The organism is Peribacillus phoenicis, assembly GCF_047238085.1.
Taxonomy (GTDB): Bacteria; Bacillota; Bacilli; order Bacillales; family DSM-1321; genus Peribacillus.
In genome coordinates, this window is the sequence record NZ_JBDFMF010000001.1 from 2,531,202 (window position 1) to 2,547,339 (window position 16,138).

At 37.4% G+C, this 16,138-nt stretch carries 16 protein-coding genes; 2 read left to right on the forward strand and 14 right to left on the reverse strand.

Annotated features, from left to right (window positions below):
• Nucleotides 1-334 precede the first annotated feature (334 nt).
• Both ABC374_RS12410 and ABC374_RS12415 read right to left on the reverse strand, forming a co-directional pair.
• Nucleotides 335-745, reverse strand: a complete 411-nt coding sequence (locus tag ABC374_RS12410) for a hypothetical protein (RefSeq protein ID WP_350298944.1) — start codon at nucleotides 743-745, stop codon at nucleotides 335-337.
• A gap of 235 nt (nucleotides 746-980) precedes the next feature.
• Nucleotides 981-1,883, reverse strand: a complete 903-nt coding sequence (locus ABC374_RS12415; RefSeq protein WP_413018041.1) for an AEC family transporter — start codon at nucleotides 1,881-1,883, stop codon at nucleotides 981-983.
• A gap of 258 nt (nucleotides 1,884-2,141) precedes the next feature.
• Between ABC374_RS12415 and ABC374_RS12420 the strand changes: the two genes are divergently transcribed.
• Together ABC374_RS12420 and ABC374_RS12425 are read left to right on the forward strand one after the other, a co-directional pair.
• Nucleotides 2,142-2,594, forward strand: coding sequence for a nucleoside deaminase (locus ABC374_RS12420; RefSeq protein WP_413020335.1), 453 nt, complete (start codon nucleotides 2,142-2,144; stop codon nucleotides 2,592-2,594).
• A gap of 363 nt (nucleotides 2,595-2,957) precedes the next feature.
• Nucleotides 2,958-3,125 (forward strand): hypothetical protein, encoded by a 168-nt coding sequence (locus tag ABC374_RS12425; RefSeq protein WP_413018043.1) that lies wholly within the window; start codon nucleotides 2,958-2,960, stop codon nucleotides 3,123-3,125.
• A gap of 262 nt (nucleotides 3,126-3,387) precedes the next feature.
• Here the strand turns inward: ABC374_RS12425 and ABC374_RS12430 are convergent, their stop codons facing one another.
• The 12 genes from ABC374_RS12430 to ABC374_RS12485 form a co-directional block, all read right to left on the reverse strand.
• Nucleotides 3,388-4,626 carry a sigma-54 interaction domain-containing protein gene (locus tag ABC374_RS12430; protein WP_413018045.1) on the reverse strand — a complete coding sequence of 413 codons (1,239 nt, stop codon included), beginning with the start codon at nucleotides 4,624-4,626 and terminating at the stop codon, nucleotides 3,388-3,390.
• A complete protein-coding gene (locus ABC374_RS12435) occupies nucleotides 4,514-5,011 on the reverse strand; it encodes a sigma-54-dependent transcriptional regulator family protein (protein ID WP_413018047.1) in 498 nt (165 codons plus the stop codon). The genes ABC374_RS12430 and ABC374_RS12435 overlap by 113 nt, the downstream gene beginning before the upstream one ends.
• A 307-nt stretch (nucleotides 5,012-5,318) precedes the next feature.
• A complete protein-coding gene (gene lpdA / locus ABC374_RS12440; RefSeq protein WP_413018049.1) occupies nucleotides 5,319-6,710 on the reverse strand; it encodes a dihydrolipoyl dehydrogenase in 1,392 nt (463 codons plus the stop codon).
• A 10-nt stretch (nucleotides 6,711-6,720) separates the two neighbouring features.
• Nucleotides 6,721-8,031 (reverse strand): dihydrolipoamide acetyltransferase family protein, encoded by a 1,311-nt coding sequence (locus ABC374_RS12445; RefSeq protein WP_413018051.1) that lies wholly within the window; start codon nucleotides 8,029-8,031, stop codon nucleotides 6,721-6,723.
• A 15-nt stretch (nucleotides 8,032-8,046) separates the two neighbouring features.
• On the reverse strand, nucleotides 8,047-9,033 hold the full coding sequence (locus ABC374_RS12450) for an alpha-ketoacid dehydrogenase subunit beta (RefSeq protein ID WP_413018053.1): 987 nt from the start codon (nucleotides 9,031-9,033) through the stop codon (nucleotides 8,047-8,049).
• Between the two features lie 26 nt (nucleotides 9,034-9,059).
• Entirely contained in the window at nucleotides 9,060-10,049 is a 990-nt protein-coding gene (locus ABC374_RS12455; protein ID WP_413018055.1) for a thiamine pyrophosphate-dependent dehydrogenase E1 component subunit alpha, read from the reverse strand.
• A gap of 64 nt (nucleotides 10,050-10,113) precedes the next feature.
• Nucleotides 10,114-11,211: a zinc-dependent alcohol dehydrogenase gene (locus tag ABC374_RS12460; protein WP_413018057.1), complete on the reverse strand. Its 1,098-nt coding sequence runs from the start codon at nucleotides 11,209-11,211 to the stop codon at nucleotides 10,114-10,116.
• A gap of 83 nt (nucleotides 11,212-11,294) precedes the next feature.
• Entirely contained in the window at nucleotides 11,295-12,761 is a 1,467-nt protein-coding gene (locus ABC374_RS12465) for an NAD-dependent succinate-semialdehyde dehydrogenase (protein ID WP_413018059.1), read from the reverse strand.
• A gap of 97 nt (nucleotides 12,762-12,858) precedes the next feature.
• The gene (locus ABC374_RS12470) at nucleotides 12,859-13,632 is read right to left on the reverse strand and encodes an acetoin reductase (protein WP_413018061.1); all 774 of its coding nucleotides are present in this window, start codon (nucleotides 13,630-13,632) and stop codon (nucleotides 12,859-12,861) included.
• Between the two features lie 23 nt (nucleotides 13,633-13,655).
• The gene (gene nfsA / locus ABC374_RS12475; RefSeq protein ID WP_413020336.1) at nucleotides 13,656-14,393 is read right to left on the reverse strand and encodes an oxygen-insensitive NADPH nitroreductase; all 738 of its coding nucleotides are present in this window, start codon (nucleotides 14,391-14,393) and stop codon (nucleotides 13,656-13,658) included.
• A 37-nt stretch (nucleotides 14,394-14,430) separates the two neighbouring features.
• The gene (locus ABC374_RS12480; RefSeq protein WP_413018063.1) at nucleotides 14,431-15,432 is read right to left on the reverse strand and encodes a zinc-dependent alcohol dehydrogenase; all 1,002 of its coding nucleotides are present in this window, start codon (nucleotides 15,430-15,432) and stop codon (nucleotides 14,431-14,433) included.
• A gap of 11 nt (nucleotides 15,433-15,443) precedes the next feature.
• The gene (locus tag ABC374_RS12485) at nucleotides 15,444-16,085 is read right to left on the reverse strand and encodes an ABC transporter ATP-binding protein (RefSeq protein WP_413018065.1); all 642 of its coding nucleotides are present in this window, start codon (nucleotides 16,083-16,085) and stop codon (nucleotides 15,444-15,446) included.
• Between the last annotated feature and the right edge of the window lie 53 nt (nucleotides 16,086-16,138).

Below are 16,138 nucleotides of genomic sequence, written 5' to 3' on the forward strand. Positions count from 1 at the left end.
ATGTATAATCCTTTCTTCAAATATTATTTCCCAATATTTCTTAATTCATAGTGAATAGTCCATCTCTATTGTTATTTTAAACTAGTAATTTAAATAATATATTCAATATTCACATTTTTTATTATATATAATATTTCTTAAAATTACCATATAAACTTTAAATTGTTAAAAACGATATTATATTTCATGATATTATTGCTATATTTCATAAAACTGATAAATTTAAACTGATATCCTATTAAAAAATTCCCTCTTTTTGTAAAAAAATATTTATTTCCCGAGGGCTTAATCAGCTCTTAAAAATACAAAAAGACAGCAATCGCTGTCTTTTTCATCATTCCTTTATCGCGTCTTCAAATGGCGCTGAATATAAACCCCTCGGCGCCAGCATATCCGTATCCGATTCACGGATTTCCCCGCCGTGAGTATATGGACCTGCTGGAAAAAAATCAAACAAATCACTTTCCTTATGTATGATCAAGAAATAATCGTATAAATCATCCATAAGTTCCTGATGTTCATCTATGTTCATGATTTCACCACATTCATCAATTTCAAAGTTTTCATTTATCGCATCCTGAAGTTCCTCATTATTTGAATACGCGATATAAAAATCGACATCACCGCACTCCATGCATAGCAAGAGTTTTTCTTCTAGTGACTCTTCATAGGTTTTCAGAACGATTCCCTTTAAAATGGTATCAATCTTTCCAGTATTAGTAAGTTCAATTTTAGTCTGGAACATAAAACCCCTCCAATCAAATACAGGCATTAAAAAAGTAAACGCCATGTTTAACAAGCTTGCCCTTTAAATTTAAATGAAAATTTTTGGACACCTAAATCCAGTTGCCAAGTCCGTTCACTAACCGCGAGGTCAAGGGTTATTCATATAATCTTTCCGGATCCCACTTTTAATTAGCCAGGATTCCTCCGCTTCTTGTATATAATAAGTTTGCCCACATAATTAGAATGATAATCTCCTATAATACAAAGAAAAAGATGATTGGAAGCGTAATCAGGCTTAATGATGTACTTATGAACGTAGCACTTGATACGAATTCAGGCTCCGTGTTGAATTGGAGCGCATACATCGTAGTGTTTGCCGCCGTTGGCATGGCAGCTACGATGATCATGATATGCCTGACCATTTCACCCACTGGCAAGGCGAGAGATAACAGGAAGGCAATGGCCGGTGACACGGCAAGTTTAAGGATCAGCGAAACTGATAGCTTCCGATAGGCTATTTTTTTCAGCGAAATGTTCGCCAGCTGCATTCCCAGTGTAATCATTATTGTGGGGATCGCTGCATTTGCAACAAGGTTAATAGCTTCCATAACCGAATTGCTTAAAAGTATGTTAACGAACTGAAATACTGTACCGGCAATAGCTCCATAAACAATTGGCATTCGACATACTGCTTTAATCGCCGTTTGAACTCCGTTACCTTCCGGGCTGCCCTTTGCTGCGAAATAAATGCCGATCGTGCACATCACTAACTGCTGTCCTACCATAAGGATGATTGCATAATCGAGTCCTGCGGCTCCGAATAACAGGAAAATGACGGGTGTTCCGTAATTTCCGTTATTCATGAATGCCGATGCCAATATCATGCCGCTCGTCTCAGTGACTGTATAATTGCGAAAATAAGATATGATGTAGACCACCAGTATAAGAGAAAGACAAAGTACTATCGTGAATAAGAACAGGTAGAAATAATTAATCGTAAATTCTGCGGAATAAAAAGTCCTGAACACAAGAAAAGGTGACATTAAATATAATGCCATCGTGGAAATCGATTTTGTATCAAGTTTGAACTTTTTCTGACCGATGAACCCTAAAACAAAAATACCGAATATCGGTAAAAGAACTCCCAAAAACCCCATGCACATCACCTTCATAATCCCAATGATTTTCTTCTAACAATATCAGTTTTATTATTATTTGTAAAAAATCTTTTAAACCATTTTGCTTGCACGTCATATATTCTAACACAAACTGATTTTTCTTTATTTTCAGAAAATAATATTCCATTTTCCCATGCATATGGTATATTGTTTATTATATTTACGTTATTAAACGTAACATCAGTACTTTGGGTTATAAATATATATGAAGGGGTGTTTTTATTGGATGTAAAATTCATGGAGATGGCTGTTCAGCTTGCAAATGAAAATGTATTGGCGAAGAACGGAGGTCCTTTCGGTGCTATAATCGTAAAAGATGGCAAAGTCGTAGGCAGAGGATGTAATAATGTGACAACGGCCAACGATCCTACTGCTCACGCCGAAGTACAGGCGATTCGTGATGCATGCAGGAACCTCGACAGCTTCCAGCTTACAGATTGTGAAATATACACTAGCTGCGAACCTTGCCCCATGTGCATCGGTGCTATTTATTGGGCACGTCCAAAAGCCATTTATTACGCATGCACTAAAGAAGACGCTGCAATTATTGGTTTTGATGATCACTTTATATACCAAGAACTTGCCCTGCCAATGGAAAATCGCAGAATTAAAATGAAACAATTGTCTTTTAATGATCATGATTTACCATTCCGAACATGGGAAACCAATACTGAAAAAGTGAAATATTAAACTATGATTGAGTAGAGTCGCGGTAAGTTAAAAGATATCGTGGGTAACTGTACCAGTCTGCACAGTGATTGTATAGCTGCATCTGCTGGGTATAAAAACCGAAAATTGTGCCAATCCGAACTGAGGATTATAAATTGATAATAGAAAAACATTATACTTTTAAACATTAATTTGTTCTGTATCTAATCCGCAATTCCTATTTTTTTAGGTGTGTGTTTTACCAGCATGACTCGCGGAGAAAATAATGCTGTGCCAAGTGCTGAGTTAATCGTGAAAGTGAACGATTAATACAAACAGTATTAAATGCAAAAGATTCAATGGAAGTGTTAAGATACAGGGGATTGGAAAAGCACGAGTATATTTATGAAAGAAGAGATGGATGAATACCTCCGCTCTTTTGCAATACGCAATTTACTAATGCCTTTAACTCCTGAAATCAAGGTAGATGATTTAATTCCAGCACCTGCGTGCGTCCGTACTCAGACAATAAAGGACGATGGAAATATGATGGGTGTTTTCACAGAATTATAAGAAAATTCACTTTATATGTATTGCACCATCGCCCGAAGCCACTACTTCTATTAAAAATTTAACTTGTTAATCCGAATTCTGAAACAAACACTTAGTAAAATAAATTACGCTGGGAGAGGATATACTTCATGTTTAAGGTACTTGAGTTAATGATTACGTAAAAGACAGTAAGCAACTACAGACGGAAAACGATATTTTTTAGAAAGCTGGGCTGATCTATGTCAACCTCATAAACATTGAAGCAAGGAGGAGTATTAGTTAATTATAAAATTCTTTCTCTGCTATTTTTTTGTAGATTAAACGTTTTCATTTTGTTATACAATGTTTTTCTAGTAATCCCGAGGAGCTGAGATGTTTTTGACATATTTCCGTCAAAGACATCTAATGCTTTTTGAATGAATTGTTTTTCCATATTTTCCAAAGAGGTTAATTCAATTTTTTTAGGCATAAAAACATGTTCAATCACTTTATATGGAAAATATTCCAATGTTAGCTTTTCACCTTGGGATAGCACAACCGCCCTCTCAATATAGTTTTCTAGCTCTCTTATATTTCCTGGCCAATGGAATGATTTCAAATACTCCAAAATATCGCGATCGAATTCAGGACATTTTTCATTTAGTCGCTTACAAATCTTATTTAATAAGTAAATAAATAATTCAGGAATGTCTTCCGTTCTTTCTCTTAATGGTGGGATTTGGAGTACAATAATTCCTAATCTATAATATAAATCTCTTCGAAAATCCTTTTTGTCTACTAATTTTTCAAGCGATTCATTAGATGCTCCTATTACTCGCACATTGATTGGAATGGGTGTTGTACCACCCACACGTGTCACTTCATTCTCCTGTAACACCCTCAGTAACTTAACTTGCATGTCTTCAGGCATACTGTTAATTTCGTCCAAAAATAGCGTACCGTTATTTGCCAGTTCAAACTTTCCTGGCATTCCACCCTTTTTCGCTCCGGTAAAAGCACCGTCATGGTATCCAAATAGTTCGCTTTCAATTAGTTGAGCTGGAATGGCTCCGCAGTTTACTGCAACAAAAGGATATTCACTTCTCTCGCTTGCATGATGTATGGCTTGGACAAATAATTCTTTTCCCGTACCACTCTCGCCTTCAACAAGTATTCTTGTGCTCTTTTTCGAAACTACTCTTGCCAAATTAATTGCAGATTGAATCCCTTCTCCACTTCCAATAATGTCTTCAAAAGTAAAATAGATTTTTTGTGATAGTTTGTTCTTCTTTTCTTTCTCTAAATTTTTTTCATTAAAAAGAAGTTCTTTTTCGATGACTTTGGCAAGAGAGACAACCATTCCAAGAGTATGAGTGTGCTTGAGTGAATAATGCCCGGAAAGAGTGAGGACACCCCTTAATTCCCCTTTGCTATCGTGGATTGGAGCTGCTGCACAAGAACCATTGATGAAAGTTGACGTTATAATGTTCAGGCCCTCCAATGTGTATAGGTTTTCCAGTAATAATCGCGACACTGATTGCATTTGTTCCAGCACCTTCGAAACGGTTTGCACCAATTACAAAATTACTTTTTTTGGCTTGCTCGACAACGTGTTTTTCACCTCTAACCTCTATCACATTTCCGTTTTGATCTGTTAACACATATAAAAAATTTGTTTCTTTAGTTAGATCACTAATTAGCTTAATAAAGGGTCCTACGACATTAATTAAGTATTGGTTTTTACTTATGATCTCTTCAATTTCATATTCATCCATTATAGGTGGTATTTTAAAGGGATTCACATTCAATTTTTTGCATCGCTTCCAAGAATCAGCTACTTCTTTCCTCAAATGTGAAGTATCGTTTCCACCGTTAATAAATATTTCCCATCTATTATACATCTCTTTGTATGAGTACTCAGTTGTCACAATGATATCCCCCCTTTTTTTAAATAGGGTTTTGTTAAACTAAAAATTATGTATTTGTACATTTCCACATAATAACAGATTTTCTTCAATTTCAAAAGTATATTATCTATTAATAAGTACTGAAATTCCCCTTATTATTTAATAATACTGTTTATAAGAATTTTGTCCTGGATTTCATAATTTTAGTAATTACTTAAACAAAAAAGCCTGCACTCGGTAGTTTGTACCTGAAAGTGTCAGGCACTTAGTTGATTGCCTCTATCATTATTACTCTATACAACGAACTATTAGAAAGAAACCAAATAGATTATTGATGAATTAAACATTTCTTTTTCTCTAGCCACGTTCTTGCGACTTCCCAGATTCCTTCTGATACAGTAGGATGTGGATGGATCAACGATGCTAGTTCATCTACAGTCCCTTCTAGAAAAATAGCTGTTGATACCTCAGAAATCATTTCGGTTACATGAGGACCAACCATTACCGCTCCTAGAATTTCGTCGTAGCTGTCATCTGCAATAAGCTTGATAAACCCGCTTGGCTCATCCATTGCCAATGTTTTGCCGTTTGCTCTTAACTGTATTGTTTCACACCGATAAGAATATCCGCTTTCTTTTGCCTCTTTTTCTGATAATCCAACACTAGCAATTTCAGGAAAAGTATAGATACAGCGAGGTACCACTTTATAATCAATTTCCTGATATATACCAGATGCGTTTGCGGCTGCCACTATACCTTCGGCACTGGCAACATGCGCCAATTGCCAGCCACCAATAACGTCTCCAACAGCATATACATTCGGAAAGCTTGTTTCCATTTGCTTATTCACTGCGATAAACGGTCCATTCATTGCCAACCCCAACTTAATTGTACCGTTTAAATTTGGCTTTCGCCCAGAGGCAAACAGAACTTCTTCGGCAGAAACTGTCAACAGCTCGGAATTCGCAAGTTCAACAGTTAATGTCTTTTCCGAATCATTTTCTCCTGCCTCTTTCAATCTTGCAGATGTAAGAATGGCGACACCTTTTTTCTTAAGTTCTTTGGTCATTAACCTCGACGCATCTTCATCTTCTGTGGCAAAAAGCCTGTCTCGCATTTCAATGATGGTCACGTCCACGTTTAAGCTTGAAAAAATACAAGCAAACTCGACTCCTATAATACCTCCACCAATAATGACGATCGACTTTGGAATATAGTCCAATTCAAAAATCGTATCACTTGTATGCGCTTTTACATGTTCAATACCCTTAACCGGAGGAATGAATGGTTTTGAACCAGTAGCAATGATAATTTTTTTGCCATACAACTCTGATTGTGAATTCTTTTCCTCTATTACAATGCGATAATCAGGAAGAACGGTTGCCATCCCATTGTATATATCGACATTAGTGCTTAATAGCAGGGATTCTACGCCTTTGCGCAAATTCTCAACAACACTGTTTTTCCGTTGCATCATCTTTTCAAAAGAAAGTGTGACATTTTCTGTTTCTATGCCCCATTCCTTTGCTTTTTCTAACATATCGAGAAATTCTGAATGCCGTAAAAGCGTTTTTGAAGGAATGCACCCAGTATTAAGGCACGTTCCTCCAAGGTATTGTTTTTCAATGAGTGCCACTGACAAACCCTGTTTTGCGGCATGCACAGCTGCAATATAACCGCCAGGACCTCCACCGACAATTACTAAATCGTACTTCTTCATATCAATCACCTCAAATCATTAATTCATAAGGATTTTCTAATAAATTTTTAAGTTCAGTGAGAAACTCGGCTGCAGGAGCTCCATCAATCACTCGATGATCAAAGGAAAGGCTTAAATTTACGAATTGCTTGGCCACAAATGACCCGTTGTCAGCTACGACTTTTTCCAATATTCGCCCGATTCCAAGAATAGCAGACTGTGGCTTATTAATAATTGGCGTAAAAACATCTACAGCATACATTCCTAAATTACTGATGGTGAACGTTCCACCCACCAAGTGTTCCGGATCCAGCTTATTTTCCCGTGCAAGTTTGACTATCCTCTTGTTTTTTTCTGTGAGATCTGAAAGCCCCATGATATCTGCGTTTCTGATAACTGGAACGACTAAACCATTGGGTATAGCAACAGCTACTCCAACATTGACTTCGGAATGAAGTTCGATTGTATTTCCGTTTAATGAAGCATTCATCATTTTATGTGCTTTTAATGCTTGTGCTGTCGCTTTAATGAAAATTTCAGTATAGGATAAACGATATCCTGTGACCTTGCTAATTTTGTCTAAAAGTTTCGTTCTTATTTCTGTCGCCGCCGTCATTTCGACTTCAGTTGTAAGTGTTACATGAGGCACAGTAGTAACACTATGTACCATTTTTTCCCCAATCACCCTTCTCATGCCAGTATATTGAATCGTATGGCTCTGGGGGATTAGACGATTTTTCACTACATCTTCTGTTATAATTTTTCCGTTCAAACCCGTACCTTTGATGGTTGCTAAATCAATATTTTGATCATTCGCAAGCTTACTAGCAAGTGGGCTGACTCTTTGTTGACTATTGATAAATAATTCAACATCCTTTACATGGATGCGTTTGTTTAGACCCGTACCTGTAATTTGATGCAAGTTAATGCCATATTCTCTTGCCAACTTCCTCGCTGCTGGTGTTCTTCTTGGTCTGTTAACCGTGATATCCATTTGCTTTTCCAAACTTGTTGAAGAACTGGTACTTTTTATTACTGGTTCGGATGCTCCCTCAATTTTGACACTGTTTTTTTGATAGCTTTGTATATCCTCAACTTTTTCACCAGGCTCGCCAATATAGGCAATTACCTCCAAAACAGGGACTTCATCATCAACATCAAACAATCTCTTTAACAAGATGCCTGAGGTCGTGGCCTCCACTTCAAGGTTAATTTTGTCAGTCATGATTTCAAGAATTGTTTCACCCTTTTCAACTCTATCCCCTTCACTCTTCATCCAATCCAATATCGTTCCACTCTCCATGGTTGCTCCGAGCTTTGGCATCAAAACTTGTTCAGCCATTGTTTCCCACCCCCATCAGGCATACGTTACTAACGTTGATTTAATAGCTTTCTTAATATCTTCAACTTGTGGAACAGCTTTCTTTTCAAGTGTTGGATTATACGGAATTGGCACAGCCTTTCCACCTACTCTGATTACTGGTGCATCAAGATAATCAAATGCTTCACTTTCGTTAATCATACTGGCAATTTCTGCTCCATATCCACCTCGTTGAACTGCTTCATATACGACGACAGCACGCCCAGTTTTTTTCACTGATTTAACGATTGTTTCCGTATCAAGCGGTACTAACGTACGTGGGTCAATGATCTCGACACTAATTCCGTCTTTTTCAAGCTCTTCAGCTGCTTGCAATGCCCTATGAACCATTATTGAAGTAGCAACAACTGTAACATCCTTACCTTCACGTTTAACATCCGCTTTGCCCAGTGGAATCATATAGGATTCTTCCGGTACATCGTCCTTCATTCCATACAAAAGCTTATGTTCATAGAAAATAACCGGATTGTCATCATCTAACGCTGCTTTAAACAAACCTTTCGCATCATAGGCTGTTGATGGCTGTACTACTTTTAAACCTGGAATGTGTGTCATCCAAGCCTCTAAGCTTTGTGAATGCTGGGCCGCAAAACCAGCTCCAGAACCTCCTGGAGTACGGATAACCATAGGAACTTTTCCCTTTCCACCATACATATAACGTAATTTAGCTGCTTGGTTTACGATTTGATCCATCGCAACCGTCACAAAGTCAGAAAATTGGAGTTCTAAAATGGGACGCATGCCCATTAAGGCTGCCCCAATGGCAACTCCTGTAATGGCTTGTTCTGAAATAGGAGTATTTAATACTTTTTCTGGCCCTAACTTTTCAATCATTCCTTTAGTTAATCCGAACGCTCCACCATATATCCCAATATCCTCCCCTAAAATAAAAACATCTTCATTTGCTTCAATTTCTTGGCACATAACCTCATTAATTGCTTCTGCATATGTTATATTACGCATGAATATTCCTCCCTTCTTACCTTTTCTTATGCAAATATGTCTTCTTCAAGCGAGCTAAGTGGAGGTTCAGGACTATTTTCCGCAAACTCAATCGCTTCAGCCAACACTTTCTTCACTTTTTCTTCTACTTCAACAATCTCTCCACTTGTGATAAAACCCTCGTTTAATAATTTTTCTTTGAACTGCTTGATTCCGTCTCGATTTGTCATCCAATCCTGTTCTTCATCACGGGTTCTGTATTTTCTAGCATCACTTTTGGAATGTCCTCTCCACCGATAAGTTTTTGCTTCTATTAAGGTAGGGCCTTCACCATGTCTAGCACGATCTACTGCTTTTTTTGTCTCTTCCATTACTGCAATAACATCTGTGCCGTCAATTGTAACGCCTGGAATTCCATACGAACTTGCACGGTCTGCTAAATTCTTGATATTCGTCATTTCTTTGATGGAACTAGACATTCCGTACTGATTATTTTCACAGAAGAAGATCACTGGTAATTTCCAAGCAGAAGCTATATTAACAGATTCATGGAAGGCTCCTTCGTTCGTCGCACCGTCACCGAAAAAACAAACAACGACAAAGCCTAAATCCTTCTTCTTAGAAGTAAGGGCTGCCCCACAACCAATCGGCAGGCCTCCTGCTACAATACCATTTGCTCCTATATTTCCTATGTCTAAGTCGGCAATATGCATGGAACCGCCCTTTCCTTTACAATAACCGGTTTCTTTCCCTAATAGCTCAGCCATCATATATTTCACTTCTGAGCCCTTGGCAATACAATGTCCATGTCCACGGTGAGTACTCGTAATTTTATCTTGATTGGTTAATACCGCACATGCACCAACAGCGCTTGGTTCTTGGCCGATACAAAGATGCATCGTTCCGTGAATTTTCCCTTGCATAAATTGTTTTTCAACCGCTTCTTCAAAATCGCGAATAAGTATCATTTGATATAATAAATCCTTCGATTTTTCTTTTCCTATCTTTTGTAAGCTTCCAAACATGCTTGTCTCCATTAGGGAAACCCCCATCTCATTTGCATTTTTATTGCTATAACGATACTTGATCAAAACCATCTCTTCATTCAAAGTCGTAATACATCAAAACTTTCCCGCATTCTCTTGATTCAATAATTTCAAAAGCTCTTTCCCATTGGCTAAGCGGAAAAACATCTGTAATAATGGGCTTTAAATCAATCTTATTCGTCGAAAGAATCTTTTTAACTTTTTCCCATGTTTTCATAGAGTGAGCATATGATCCGAATAGTTGAATTTGCTTATACAAAATGGAGTCCATATCCATCTCGACATCGCTTCCGATGATTCCAACTTGGATATATTTGCCCATTTTCTTTATTGCTTTTATGACCGCATTGACCGTTGAAGGAGCTCCAGAGCATTCAACTGCAATATCAACACCTACACCTTCAGTCAATTCTTCCACAATTTCCTGTAAATCTTCTATAAAAACATCAACTATAGTATGCGCTCCAAGTTCTTTGGCAATTTTCAGCCTTGTTAAATCCTGACTTGTCCCTGTAACAATTACATTGCATCCCTTTCTCACTAGTAAACTCAAACAAAGTAAGCCAATTGGTCCTGGTCCTGAAAGCAAGACCCAATCACCTGCATGAAACTCTGTCAATTCCTCAATCGCCTGTACTGCACATGCTAATGGCTCTGCTAGAGCTGCTTCTTGTAATGAGATGGCGGATGGTACCTTATAAACCATCTCTTCATTGACTACCACATATTCTGTAAAGCTGCCATTTACCCCACTCCCAATACTTCTGCGTTCAGAACAAAACATATAATAGCCTTGTTTGCAGTACATACAATTCTTACAAGTCCAGGCAATCGAAGGCAACACCATTACAATATCTCCTGGATTAATATTTTTTACGTTCTTACCGGATTCAACGACTTCTCCTGAAAATTCATGTCCTATCACAACTGGTGGATAGCTCTTATAGCTATCATGATAAATATGCATATCTGTCCCGCAGATACCTGAATACCGCACTTTTATTTTTATTCCAGTAGCATCACAAACCGGTTCAGGAATATCAAGTAAATGTAAATTTCCAAAACCGGGCTTCGTCTTCATAAGTGCTTTCATCTCTAAATCCACTCGCTTATATAAAATTGGTGTACCATTCATTCTAATAGGTGCTAACACAATATTTAATTTACCCCTACAATTGAGGGGAAATATCCTCCTAAAAGAACCGATTGCCCTTCCAGAAGGAACTTTCTGATCACTTATAGTTCAAGAGAAATATACTTCTCTTCTAAGTAATCTCTAATTCCTTGGTGTCCGCCTTCACGTCCGTATCCACTATGATTCATACCACCAAATGGAGCTTGAGCAACTCCAGGAACTGCATCGTTTAGTCCAATTACACCAAAGTTTAATGCTTCGGAAACTGTAACTGCACGTTGAATGTTTGAAGTATATAGATAAGCTGCTAATCCATATTCAGTATTATTAGCTTCGTAAATAACCTCTTCATCATTTTGGAAAGTAGTGATTGGAGCAACTGGTCCGAAAGTTTCCTCTGTCATGATAATCATGTCTTTTGTAACATTACCAAGAACAGTCGGTTCGTAATAAAAACCTTTCTGATCACCAGTTATTTTACCTCCAGTTAATACTTCTGCACCTTTTGATATAGCATCTTCTACATGCTCTTGTACCTTCCCAAGACCCTCTTTACTTACTAATGGTCCAATTTGTACAGTTTGATCTAAACTATTTCCCACTTTTAATGCTAGAACTTTTTCAACAAAAAGCTTTGTGAATCTTTCTTTAATATTTTCATGAACATAAATGCGATTTGCGCACACACATGTTTGGCCCGCATTTCTAAATTTACTAGCTACAGCTCCTTCAGCTGCTTTTTCTAAATCTGCATCTTCAAATACGATGAACGGGGCGTGTCCGCCAAGCTCTAAAGAAAGCTTTTTCAATTGATTCGCGGATTTTTCTACTAACTTCTTTCCAACTTCTGTGGATCCAGTAAAAGAAATTTTCTTTACTACAGGGTTTTCAAAGATTTCATCAGAAATTTCTGCTGTAGCACCTGCCACAATATTCACTACCCCTTTTGGTATACCAGCTTTTTTGACTAGCGCTGCAAAAGCAAGAGCAGAAAGAGGTGACTGGCTTGCAGGCTTGACAATACCTGTACAACCAGCAGCCAAAGCAGGTCCAAGTTTTCTAGTCATCATTGCCAATGGGAAATTCCAAGGAGTAATGGCGGCAATTATACCAACAGGTTGTTTCACGACAAACAATCTTTTGTTTGGAGAAGATGCTGGAATTGTTTCACCATAAACACGACGGCCTTCTTCTGCATACCAAGTTAAGAAACTGGCAGCATATTTTACTTCACCACAAGCTTCCGTGTATGCCTTCCCCATTTCGATACTCATAATTGTAGCCAGTTCTGCCTCATGTTCTATCATTAGATCGCGTACTTTTAATAAATAGTCCGCTCTATCATTTGCAGTAAGCTTAGCCCAGTTTGGTAATGCTCCATTTGCTGCTTCAATAGCAGCTTTGGTTTCTTCTTTTGCTCCTCTTGGAACTTCAGCAACGACTTCACCAGTGTTTGGATTTTTCACTGAAAATGTAGAACCATTGCGAGCAGATGTCCATTCACCATTAATGAATAATTTAACATTTCCAAAGTCAATCAAAGATAATTGTTTTGTAGCTTGCAACATTGTAAAACCTCCTACTATTATACGAATCGAATGATCCATTTTTTTACAAATTAAACCCTGGAAATATTTTTAAAATATAAATCCCTTGCATTACTTTTTATGAAAATACCATTCCACCATCAATTACGACTGCTTGCCCTGTCATATAATTTGAATCGTTGGATGCCAAAAATGAAACATAGTTAGCGACATCAATCGGCTCCTCAATTCTCCCTAAAGGGATACCTTTTATACGATTATTCAAAGACTCACCAAGTGGGACATTATGGTATTCGCTCATTTGACGATCAATTTCTTCCCACATTCCCGTACCAACAATACCTGGACAATATGCATTCACTGTTATGCCGTGTGGTGCAAGTTCTTTCGCAGAAGCTTGGGTTAACCCAATGACCGAGAACTTAGTTGCACAATAATGCGCTAGTAATTCAACACCTCTTTTTCCAGATGTACTACTTGCATTAATGATTTTTCCATTTTTTTGCTTTATCATTTGTTTTGCTGCTGCCTGTGTGCAATTAAGGACGCCAAATACATTAATACGAAAGATTCTTTCCATATCTTCTTCTGTTATTTCCATTAGTGGCTTTACCTGTACAATCCCAGCATTTGCAACCATGACATCAAGTCTGCCAAAATAATCAACCGTCTGATCTACCATGGAAAAAACTTGGCCCCTGTTGCTGACATCTGCTACAATAGCCAATGATCTCTGCCCTAGCTGTTCAATCTCGTTTGATACATTTTTTATAGAAGCTTCACTTATGTCATTTACAATTACATCAAAACCATCGCTCGCTAACCGAAGAGCGATCGCTCTGCCAATACCTGCACCGCTACCAGTAACCAGAGCTACTTTATTCTTATTCATTTGATCACCTTATTTCGGATAAGTTATTTTAAATAAAAACCTTTTGAATTCACGAAGGATTTCATATGTTCTCTTCTTGGTACGGAAAGAAAGTCACTCATCTCTTTTGTCCAATTTGACTTTTTCTGATTTGTAGCACGGTTTCCGTAGTAATCTTCTAATTGAGAATCATATTGATTCAAAAGCTCATCGTACTTTTCTTCGTTATATACATTTTCATGAAGGATTGCATGTACTGGTAATCTCGGTTTAACCGATTGATTTTCATCCGGAATCCCAACTGTCATACCGAATAAAGGGATTACTTTATCAGGTAAGCCTATAACTCTACTAATGTCTTCTGGATTATTTCGTACCCCGCCAATGTAGCAAATTCCATATTTTTGAGATTCTGCAGCAACTGCAAAATTTTGAGCGAATAGTGCTGTATCAATGACTGCTACAAGGAAATTTTCAAGGATTTTGTGTTCGATACTCGTTCCCTGTACCTTACAAGCGTACTCCAAGCGTTTCATATCAGCACAGAATAACAATAAAACAGGTGCAGAGTCGATTTGCCTACTATTTTTTGATAAAGTAGCAATTGCTTCTTTTTTCTCAGGATCCGTAATCTGAATGACCGAATAAGCTTGAACAAAGTTTGAAGATGCAGCATACTGTGCAGAAATTAACATCTTTTTTAGATCTTCAGGCGAAATGCTTTCCTTTTTATAGTTCCTTATGGAAGTATGACTTCGTAAAAGATTAAGGGTTGAATTTATTTGATTCTCAAGAGACATTCAATTACCTCCACACTTATTAACATAATGAAATAACTGGTTTTAATACAACTTGATTTAGCCCATCTTCAAAGGCTTGAGATACGTCTGTTAATGGATAAATCGTCATAATGTCCATTAACTGTTCAGATAATAATTTCAACACTACAAATGCTTCATTAAAATCTTCTGGGTTTGAACCATAGCTAGTATTAATGGATACCTCATTTCTAACTAATTCTGTTAAAAAGAGGGCTGTTTCTTTTTCATACAATGCAACAAAAATTGCTTTTCCACCTTTTTTCAAGCTGCTAAATCCTGATTTTACTGCTGCGTTTGATCCGGAGCATTCAAACACAATATCCACCTTTTCTCCTAAATTCCCAGATTCAACAATGTGTGGGATCACTCCGAATTTCTGGCATTTTGACAATCTGTTTTCATAATCTTTCTCTAGTCCAGAAAGATAAACCTTCGCCCCTTTCTGAGCGAGAATTACACTTACAAAAAATCCAATAATTCCTGGTCCTTGAACGAGTATCGTATCAGATTTTGAAATTTCTCCTGATTGATGAACGGCATGAACGGCAACCGACATCGGCTCACTCAATGCTGCTAATTGGAGAGGAATTCCATTTGGAATTTCCCTTACATAACGCGCCTCTGTTTTAACAAATTGCGCCATGCCGCCATCAAAATGGAGGCCCATTACTTTATTTTGAGTACATATTGATTTGCGGCCATTCACGCAGTTTTCGCATTTACCACAATAATTCATTGGTTCAACAATTACGCTTTTCCCTTTTAAATGTTCATAAGAAGCATCCAAACAATCAACGACAACTCCCGAAAATTCATGACCTAAAATAATGGGTTTAGAAACAAACTCATAGCCTTTTGAATGCTTATATGCATGAAGATCACTTCCGCAAACACCACAATAATCTACTTGAATAAGCACTTCATCACTGTTGAGCTTTGGCAGTTCTTTTTCTTGAAGGATAATTTCTCCTGACTTAACTGTCTTAATGGCCGCTCTCATACATGTCACCCCTACATTCCAAGGTACGCTTTTTTCAAATGTGGATCCTTAATTAATTTTTCTGCATTTCCGGATAATGCAAGTCTTCCATTTTCCAGCACATAGGCTTCATTAGCTATAGCCAATGATTGCTGAACATTTTGCTCTACTAATAGAATCGTAATTCCAGTATTTCGTATATTCACTAAATCCTTTATTAATTGTTGAACCAATATTGGTGCTAATCCGAGAGAAAGCTCATCAATAATTAGTAGTTTTGGATTGGACATTAATCCTCTAGCAATAGCAACCATTTGCTGCTGTCCGCCACTCAAGTCCCCTGCCATTTGACTTTTCCTCTCCTCTAAAATCGGAAACAGATCATACACGAAGCGGAGATTTTTTTTGTAATCTTTTTTTGCTCGTTTTGAATAAGCACCTAATTCCAGATTTTCTTGAATCGGCATAAAGTTAAAAAGCTTCCTTCCTTCTGGTACTTGGATAATCCCTTCTTCAACAATTTCATTCGGGCTCATTTTATGGATTTCTTTTCCCAAAAACGTTATCTTCCCACTGATAATTTTTTCAATTCCAGAAATAGCATTAATTGTACTTGATTTCCCTGCAGCATTTGCACCTAATAATGCTGCAATTTGACCTTCTTTAATTTCCAATGATAAGTCCCATAATGCCTGGATTTCGCCGTAGAATAAGTTTACATTGTGTA

Bases quoted from the DNA above. Each gene is read 5' to 3' on its own strand.
- ABC374_RS12410 (WP_350298944.1), bottom strand. From the start codon at position 745: ATGTTCCAGACTAAAATTGAACTTACTAATACTGGAAAGATTGATACC.
- ABC374_RS12415 (WP_413018041.1), bottom strand. From the start codon at position 1,883: ATGGGGTTTTTGGGAGTTCTTTTACCGATATTCGGTATTTTTGTTTTA.
- ABC374_RS12420 (WP_413020335.1), top strand. From the start codon at position 2,142: ATGGAGATGGCTGTTCAGCTTGCAAATGAAAATGTATTGGCGAAGAAC.
- ABC374_RS12425 (WP_413018043.1), top strand. From the start codon at position 2,958: ATGAAAGAAGAGATGGATGAATACCTCCGCTCTTTTGCAATACGCAAT.
- ABC374_RS12430 (WP_413018045.1), bottom strand. From the start codon at position 4,626: ATGCAATCAGTGTCGCGATTATTACTGGAAAACCTATACACATTGGAG.
- lpdA (WP_413018049.1), bottom strand. From the start codon at position 6,710: ATGAAGAAGTACGATTTAGTAATTGTCGGTGGAGGTCCTGGCGGTTAT.
- ABC374_RS12445 (WP_413018051.1), bottom strand. From the start codon at position 8,031: ATGGCTGAACAAGTTTTGATGCCAAAGCTCGGAGCAACCATGGAGAGT.
- ABC374_RS12450 (WP_413018053.1), bottom strand. From the start codon at position 9,033: ATGCGTAATATAACATATGCAGAAGCAATTAATGAGGTTATGTGCCAA.
- ABC374_RS12455 (WP_413018055.1), bottom strand. From the start codon at position 10,049: ATGGAGACAAGCATGTTTGGAAGCTTACAAAAGATAGGAAAAGAAAAA.
- ABC374_RS12465 (WP_413018059.1), bottom strand. From the start codon at position 12,761: ATGTTGCAAGCTACAAAACAATTATCTTTGATTGACTTTGGAAATGTT.
- ABC374_RS12470 (WP_413018061.1), bottom strand. From the start codon at position 13,632: ATGAATAAGAATAAAGTAGCTCTGGTTACTGGTAGCGGTGCAGGTATT.
- ABC374_RS12480 (WP_413018063.1), bottom strand. From the start codon at position 15,432: ATGAGAGCGGCCATTAAGACAGTTAAGTCAGGAGAAATTATCCTTCAA.